The 8,467-nt window shown below is 69.0% G+C and carries 6 protein-coding genes; all 6 read right to left on the reverse strand.

The features are described 5' to 3' along the window. Positions 1-1,641, reverse strand: a 1,641-nt coding sequence (locus E5198_RS19125) for a PAS domain-containing methyl-accepting chemotaxis protein (protein WP_136491529.1), incomplete at its 3' end; no start/stop codon positions are given. Between the two features lie 150 nt (positions 1,642-1,791). After that, complete coding sequence (locus E5198_RS19130; RefSeq protein ID WP_136491530.1) at positions 1,792-3,501, reverse strand: PAS domain-containing methyl-accepting chemotaxis protein; 1,710 nt, start codon at positions 3,499-3,501, stop codon at positions 1,792-1,794. A gap of 56 nt (positions 3,502-3,557) precedes the next feature. Continuing rightward, a complete protein-coding gene (locus tag E5198_RS19135) occupies positions 3,558-4,871 on the reverse strand; it encodes a methyl-accepting chemotaxis protein (RefSeq protein ID WP_236574803.1) in 1,314 nt (437 codons plus the stop codon). A gap of 55 nt (positions 4,872-4,926) precedes the next feature. Then, positions 4,927-6,570 (reverse strand): methyl-accepting chemotaxis protein, encoded by a 1,644-nt coding sequence (locus E5198_RS19140; protein ID WP_136491531.1) that lies wholly within the window; start codon positions 6,568-6,570, stop codon positions 4,927-4,929. 117 nt (positions 6,571-6,687) lie between these two features. Then, positions 6,688-7,179, reverse strand: coding sequence for a chemotaxis protein CheW (locus E5198_RS19145; RefSeq protein WP_136491532.1), 492 nt, complete (start codon positions 7,177-7,179; stop codon positions 6,688-6,690). Continuing rightward, positions 7,179-8,467: chemotaxis protein CheW (locus E5198_RS19150; RefSeq protein ID WP_178084099.1), on the reverse strand; the 1,289-nt coding region annotated here is incomplete at its 5' end. The genes E5198_RS19145 and E5198_RS19150, both read right to left, overlap by 1 nt.

Raw genomic sequence — 8,467 nt, forward strand, 5'->3', positions numbered from 1 at the left:
CGCCGAGACGCGCGGCGCGCGCTGCACCTGCGGGCGCGCCGCGGGAGCCGCCGCCCGGGCCTGCCGGTCACGCAGGCGGAACACGCCCATGGTGCGCAGGGCGTCGTCCAGATGGCCCTTGAGGTCGACCGAAGCCTGCGCCGCGGTCTGCACCAGACCGGCGTTGCGCTGGGTCACGTCGTCCATCTGCGCCACCGCCTGGTTGACCTGGGCGATGCCGCTGCTCTGCTCATTGGAGGCGGCGGCGATCTCGCCCATGATGTCGTTGACCTTGGTCACCGCCGCCACCACGCCCTCGATGCTCTGTTCGGCGCGCTGCACCAGCTGGGCACCCTCGTCGATCTGCTGCGAGGAGCTGACGATCAGCCCACGGATCTCCCGGGACGCCTCGGCCGAGCGGCTGGCCAGATTGCGCACCTCGCTGGCCACCACGGCGAAGCCGCGGCCCTGCTCGCCGGCGCGCGCCGCCTCCACCGAGGCGTTGAGCGCGAGGATGTTGGTCTGGAAGGCGATCGAGTCGATCACGTTGATGATCTCGGTCATCTTGCGCGAGGTGGCGGTGATCTGGTCCATGGTGCCGACCACCTGGCCCATCACCTCGCCGCTGTCGCGCACGGTGCTGGCGGCGTCGCTGGCCAGCTGGCTGGCGTGGCGGGCGTTGCCGGCGTTCTGCTGCACGGTGGCGGTCAGCTCTTCCATGCTCGCCGCGGTCTGCTGCAGCGAGGCGGCCTGCTGCTCGGTGCGCGCGGACAGTTCCTCGTTGCCGCGGGCAATGTCGTCCACCGCCAGGGCCAGCGAGTCGACGCTGTGGTTCACGTCGCGGGCGATCCGCGCGACGCTGTTGCGCACCGCGCCCTGGAAACGGATCAGCTCGGCCATTTCACCGATCTCGCACTCGCCCAGGCGGGCCTCCAGATTGCCGGCGGCCAGCTGCGCCATGTAGTCGACCGAGTCCTGCAGCGCGCGGTGCATCGCGCGACCGGTCCCCACGATGCGGCCGAGCAGGAACAGGCCGACTAGCGCCATGCCCGCCTCCTCGGCCAGATCGGCAGCCCCCGCGCCACTGATCAGCGCCTGCACCAGGTCGAAGCCGCTGTCGACCACCAGCACCAGGGCGGCGGCCATGATGCTCCACAGGCGCGCGCGCAGGGACGGCTGGCGCAGGTGCACCAGCCAGCCACGCGGTCCGCGATGCACCAGGCGCCCGCGATCGAGGCGCAGGTGCTTGCCGCGCCCCTCGCGAATCGCCCGGTAGGCCGCGCTCGCCGCATCCACCTCGGCCCGGCCCGGCTTCGAGCGCACCGAGGTGTAACCCACCACCCGCCCGGCCTCGACGGTCGGCGTGACGTTGGCGCGCACCCAGTAGTGGTCGCCGTTCTTGCGCCGGTTCATCACCAGGCCGTTCCAGGAATGCCCCTGCTGGATGGTTTCCCACAGGTTGGCGAAGGCGGCCGGCGGCATGTCCGGATGACGCACCAGGTTGTGGTTGGCGCCGTGCAGCTCCTCCCAGGAGTAGCCGCTGACCTCGATGAAGCTCGGGTTGGCATAGGTGATCCGGCCCTGCAGATCGGTACGGGAAATCAGGAAGTGCTCATCCCGCAGCTCGTACTCGCGCTGGGTGACCGGCTGGTTGTTACGCATAACAGACTTGCTCCACGGCTGTGGCAGGCCGGCACGGGGCCGGCGTATTCATTGGCAGGCAGGGCGCGGTGGCGAAAGGCCACAGCGCTCTGCGGTAAATCGCGTCAGCAGACGTTCCATGCGACAACCTCCGTGTGTCGGTCGAACCCTTCAGAATTCGCTCCACTCCTCGACCGGCTCGGCGCTCTTGCGCCGCGCCGGCTGGCTGCTGGCCGCCGGGGCAGCGACCGGGGTCGCAGGCCGGCGCGCTCCGCTGGCAGGCTGGCGCGGCGCGGCAGGCGACTGGCCATCCAGGCGGAACACGCCGATGGTGCGCAGGGCGTCGGTCAGGTGCACCTCCAGCTCGACCGCGGCCTGCGCGGCGCGCTGCACCAGGCCGGCGTTGCGCTGGGTGACGTCGTCCATCTGAGCCACCGCCTGGTTGACCAGGCCGATGCCGCTGCTCTGCTCGGCCGAAGCGGCGGCGATCTCGCCCATGATGTCGTTGACCTTGGTCACCGCATCCACCACCCCCTCGATGCTCTGCTCGGCGCGCTGTACCAGCTGGGCGCCCTCGTCGATCTGCTGCGAGGAGCTGACGATCAGCCCGCGGATCTCCCGCGAGGCCTCCGCCGAGCGGCTGGCCAGGTTGCGTACCTCGCTGGCCACCACGGCGAAGCCGCGGCCCTGCTCGCCGGCGCGCGCCGCTTCCACGGAGGCGTTCAGCGCGAGGATGTTGGTCTGGAAGGCGATCGAGTCGATCACGTTGATGATCTCGGTCATCTTCCGCGAAGTGCTGGTGATCTGCCCCATGGTGCCGACCACCTGGCCCATCACCTCGCCGCTCTCGCGCACGGTGGTGGCGGCGTCGCTGGCCAGCTGGCTGGCGTGACGGGCGTTGCCGGCGTTCTGCTGCACGGTGGCGGTCAGCTCTTCCATGCTCGCCGCGGTCTGCTGCAGCGAGGCGGCCTGCTGCTCGGTGCGCGCGGATAGCTCCTCGTTGCCACCGGCGATCTGTTCGACCGCAGTCGACAAGGCATTGACGCTGCCGCTGACGTCGAGCGAGATGCCGCGCATGCTCTTGCGCAGGGCGTCCTGGAAGCGCATCAGCTGGGCCAGCTCGTCGAGCCGGCTGCTGCGCAGGCGCACCTCGAGGTTGCCGGCGGCCAGTTGCGCCATGTAGTCGGAGGCGAACTCCAGGCCACGCAGCAGCGCCCGCCCGGTACTCAGGGTCATGGTCAGCAGCAGCACCCCGAGCAGCGCCATCACGCCCTCGGCCAGCATCTCCGGTCCCGCCGCGCCGTCGAGGAACTTGGTTACCCCGGACACGCTGTTGCCGATCACCATCAGCACCGCGATCAGGCGGATCAGCCACAGCCGGAAACGCAGCGAGGACGGCTGCAGGCGCGCCAGCCAGCCGGCCGGGCCACGGCGCAGCAGGCGGCCGCGATCAAGCATGAACTGGCGGCCGCCGCCGTCGCGGATCTGCCGGTAGGCGTCGACGACCGAGTCGACCTCCTCGCGGCTCGCCTTGCGGCGGATCGAGGTGTAGCCCACCACCCGGCCGTCCTCGACGGTCGGCGTGACGTTGGCGCGCACCCAGTAGTGGTCGCCGTTCTTGCGACGGTTCTTCACCAGGCCGTTCCAGGAATGCCCTTCCTGGATGGTCGTCCACAGGTTGGCGAAGGCCGCCGGTGGCATGTCCGGATGGCGCACCAGGTTGTGATCGGCGCCGTTGAGCTCCTCCCAGCTATAGCCGCTGACCCGGATGAAGGTCGGGTTGGCATAGGTGATCCGCCCCTTGAGGTCGGTACGCGAGATCAGGAAGGTGTCATCCGCCAACTCGAATTCGCGCTGGGTGACCGGCTGGTTGTTGCGCATGCTGACTCTCCATGGATGTGAGTGGCTTCGGGGCGTTGCGACCGCTCTGCGGCGGTTCAGAAGGTCTGCCAGTCGTCCTCGTCCGCCGACCTGGCCGCGGGACGGCTGTCAGCGGTGCGGGCCAGTTCAGCCACCTCGCGCTCGGCGCTCTCGTACTGCTGCCGGGCCCACGACCGGGCCGGCGGGCGCGACGACGCCTGCGTCTCGACGATGCGGAACACCTCCACCGCCTCGCGCAGGCGCTGGGCTTCGCCGACCAGATCGCTGGCGGCACGCGCCGAGTCCTGCACCAGGCCGGCGTTCTGCTGGGTCACCTGGTCCATCTGGGTCACCGCCTGGTTGACCAGGCCGATGCCGTTGCTCTGCTCGGCGGAGGCGGCGGCGATCTCGTCCATGATGTCGGCGACCTTCTGCACCGCCTCGACGATCTCCTGCATGGCGTTGCCGGCCTGGCTGACCAGGTTGCTGCCGGTCTCGACCCGCGCCACCGACTCGCCGATCAGGGTGCGGATGTCCTTGGCCGCGTCGGCGCTGCGGCTGGCCAGGCTGCGCACCTCGCCGGCCACCACGGCGAAGCCGCGGCCCTGCTCGCCGGCGCGCGCCGCTTCCACCGAGGCGTTCAGCGCGAGGATGTTGGTCTGGAAGGCGATCGAGTCGATCAGCTTGATGATCTCGGCGACCCGGTGCGAGCTGCTGCTGATCTGCCCCATGGTGCTGACCACCTCCTCGACCACCTCGCCGCCGCGCTGCGCGGCCTGCGCGGCGGTGGCCGCCAGCTGGCTGGCCTGGCGCGCGTTGTCGGCGTTCTGGCCGACGGTGGCGGTCAGTTGCTCCATGCTGGAGGCGGTATTCTCCAGCGAGGCGGCCTGATCGATGGTCCGCGAGGACAGGTTGCGGTTGCCCTCGGCGATGTCCTGGGCGCCCTCGTGGATCAGCTGGCTGCTGTGGCGCACGGTGCCCACGGTGGCGGTCAGACGCTGCTGGATATGCGCCAGCGAGGCGAACAGCTGGCCGATTTCGTTGCTGCTGCCCGCCTCGATCGGCTCGGCCAGATTGCCGGCGGCGATCTGCTCGCAGTGGCCGACCACCCGCTGCAGCGGGCGGATCACGTTGCGGCCGACGCCCCACACCACGGCGAAGATGCTGGCCACCGAGAGCAGCAGGACCAGGACGATCAGCCAGCGGACGGCGCCGGCGAACTCGGCGAAGGCCTGCTGCTGCGCGCCGGCCTGCGGCACGGCGGCGATGCTCTGTTCGGCGAATCCCAGGCTGTACCAGCCGAGCGCGCTGAGGGCGCAGACCAGCGTGGCGAACAGGCCCAGGACCAGGTTCCAGCTCAACCGCACGGTCATGTTGTTCAGTAGCTTCACCTTGCTCTCCTTGTGCAGCGACCCGCCACCGGCGACGGGCCGCGCTCTCGATGCTTCAGGCCCAGGCGGTTTCGCCGCGCGCCGTTGCCGGCTGCAGCTCGAACGGCTCGCCAGCGGCAGACTCGTTCACCCGCGAGCGCGGTGCGGCGTCGCCACCGCCGATGACGAAGCGCACCACATGCTCGCTCAGCCGCGCGCTCTGCTTGCTCAGGCGCTGCGCGGCCAGCGCACTGTCCTGCACCATGCCGGCGTTGCGCTGGGTCATCTGGTCCATCTGCGCCACCGCCACGTTGACCTGCTCGATGCCACTGCTCTGCTCCGCAGAGGCCGAGGAGATCTCGCTGATCAGGATGTTCAGCCGGCCGATGTCGGCGACCATGTTGCGGATGACCTCGCCGGTCTGGCGTACCCGCTCGTTGCCGGTGCGCACCTGGCCCCCGGCGCTGTCGATCAGCCCCTTGATCTCGTGGGCCGCCTCGGCCGAGCGACTGGCCAGCTTGCGCACTTCGCCGGCCACCACGGCGAAGCCGCGGCCCTGCTCGCCGGCGCGCGCCGCTTCCACCGAGGCATTGAGGGCGAGGATGTTGGTCTGGAAGGCGATCGCGTCGATGGTGTCGACGATGCTGGACATCTGGCTGGCGCTGGCCTGGATCGCGCTCATGGCGTCGACCACCTGCTCCATGGCGCTGCCGCCCTTGTGCGCGTTGTCGGCGCAGTTGGCCGCCAGACGCCGCGCCTGGTCGGCGTTCTCGGCGTTCTGCCGCACGGTGGAGGTGAGCTGCTCCATGGTCGAGGCGGTTTCCGCCAGGGCGGCGGCCTGCTGCTCGGTACGCGCCGCCAGTTCGGCGTTGCCGTAGCTGATCGCCTCGGCCTCCTCCTGAACCTCGTGGGCGCTGTGGCTGATGTCGCCGATGGTGCGGCTGAGCGACTCGCGCATGCGGTTCATGTCCGCCAGCAGGCTCTGGCTATCGCCGGCGCGCAGCTGCGGCGCCTGGCTGAGGTCGCCTTCGGCGATCTGCCGGGCCACCACCACGGCATAGCGCGGATCACCCCCCAGACGCTGCAGCAGGTCACGGATCACCCAGCCCATCAGCAGCGACAGCGGGATGCCGACCAGCAGCAGGCCAAGGGCCGACTGGATCAGCTTCTCTATGAACATGTCGTTGATGTCGGCGATGTAGGTGCCGGTACCGATGTACCAGCCCCAGGGCTCGAAGCTGCGCACGTAGGAGCGCTTGTTCTCCAGCTCCTCGCTGCTGGCGTGCTTCCAGCGGTAGTCGATGAAGGCGGACTCGCCGGCCTGCTTCACCGCCTGGGCCATTTCGGCGAACAGGTGGCGGCCATCGGCATCCTTGAAGTCCTCGACCGAGGTGCTGGCCGGGATGGTCGGGTGGGCAACGACCATGCTGTCGTCGAAGATGAAGAAATAGCCGCGCCCGTCATCGTAGCGCATGCTCTTGATCAGCTCGCTCGCATACAGCTGGCCCGCGTCCAGGCTCATGCCGCCGCGCTGGACCTGCGCGGCCACGTCGCTGATCACCGAGCGGGCGATTTCCACCTGGCTCTCCACCTTGGCCTTGCGCTCGTCGAACATCACGCTGCGCGTTACCCAGGCACTCCAGAACATCAGCACCAGCATGGCCAGCCAGGCGGCGATCAGTGTGCCCCACAGCTTCTGGCTCGTAGTCAGATTGCGCATCCCATACCCCCGAGGTCTTTTCTTTTAACTTATGGCTTGCCGATTGACCCGTCTCGCGCGGCTCTTGCGGCCTTTCTGTCTATCGGCAATCCGGGGAAGAACTTTCGAGCCGGCCGCTCAGACCGCGGTCTTTTCCACCAGCGCCATTTCCTCGCTGGTCAGCATGCGGTCGATGTCGACCAGCACCAGCATGCGGTCCTCCAAGCTGGCCAGCCCGCTGAGGTAGTCGGAGGACAGCGACAGGCCGAACTCCGGCGCCGGCTTGATCTGTTCGGGAGTCAGGCTGAGCACGTCGGAAACGCCGTCGACCACCACGCCGACCACCCGGCCGGAGACGTTCACCACGATCACCACGGTCTGGCTGTCGTACTCGACGCGGTCGAGGTTGAACTTGATGCGCAGGTCGACGATCGGCACGATCACCCCGCGCAGGTTGGTGACACCCTTGATGAACGGCGGCGCGCTGGCGATCCGGGTGACGTTCTCGTAGCCGCGGATCTCCTGGGCCTTGAGGATGTCGATGGCGTACTCCTCGCTGCCCAGGGAGAACACCAGGAACTCGCGCGGACGCGCCTCTGCGGCGGCGTTGTCGGTCGTTTGGAAGGACATCAGATAACCTCCTGGAGGGGAGCTGCGGTGCTGCGCGGGTCGCGCAGGGCGGATTGGCTACGGTTGAGGCGCTGCAGGTCGCCGACATCGAGGATCAGCGCGACGCTGCCATCGCCGAGGATGGTGGCGGCGGAAATCCCCGGCACCCGGCGGTAGTTGGTTTCCAGGTTCTTCACCACCACCTGCTGCTGGCCGATCAAATCGTCCACCTGCAGGGCATAACGGCGGCCCTCGCCCTGCACGATCACGGTGATCGACTCGGTAGGTGCAGTACGCGCATCGGCAACATCCATGACCTGATGCAGCGCCACCACCGGCAGATACTCGTCGCGCACCTTGAGCAGCAGGTCGGTGCCGGCCATCGAGTAGAGGTCCTCGGCGCGCGGCTGCAGCGATTCGAGCACTGCGCTGAGCGGCAGGATGAAGACCTCCTTGCCGACACGCACCGACATGCCGTCGAGGATCGCCAGGGTCAGCGGCAGGACGATGCGGATGGTGGTGCCCTGCCCGGCGCGCGAGAGGATCTGCACATGGCCGCCCATCGACTGGATGTTGCGGCGCACGACGTCCATGCCCACCCCGCGCCCCGACACGTCGCTGACCTGTTCGGCCGTGGAGAAGCCGGGAGCGAAGATCAGTTGCCAGACTTCGTCGTCGGGCATGCCGTCGTTCACCGCCAGGCCCTGGCTGCGCGCCTTGGCCAGCAGTTTGTCGCGGTTGAGGCCGGCGCCGTCGTCGCGCACCTCGATGAGGATGTTGCCGCCCTGATGGCGGGCGGACAGGGTCAGCCGGCCGGTGCGCGACTTGCCGGCAGCCTCGCGCTGGTCCGGCGACTCGATGCCATGGTCGAGGCTGTTGCGCACCAGGTGGGTGAGCGGATCGATGATGCGCTCGACCAGGCTCTTGTCCAGCTCGGTGGACTTGCCCTCGGTGACCAGCTCGATCTCCTTGCCCAGCTTGGCGGCCAGGTCGCGCACCTGGCGCGGGAAGCGGCTGAACACGTAGTCCATCGGCACCATGCGGATCGACATCACCGCTTCCTGCAGGTCGCGCGCATTGCGCTTGAGCAGGCCCATGCCGTTGAGCAGCTCGCTGTGCAGGGCGCCGTCGAGCTGGCCGGCGGTCTGCTCGAGCATCGACTGGGTGATCACCAGCTCGCCGACCAGGTTGATGATCTGATCGACCTTGTCCACCGGCACCCGCAGGCTGCTGGATTCGGCGCTGGCCGGTGCCGCCGGGCGCGCAGCGGCGGCCGGAGCGGGACTGGCCGGCGCGGCGGCAGGCGCGG

Origin of the sequence: Pseudomonas sp. A-1 (assembly GCF_004801855.1) — a bacterium.
In the GTDB taxonomy this organism is placed as follows: domain Bacteria; phylum Pseudomonadota; class Gammaproteobacteria; order Pseudomonadales; family Pseudomonadaceae; genus Geopseudomonas.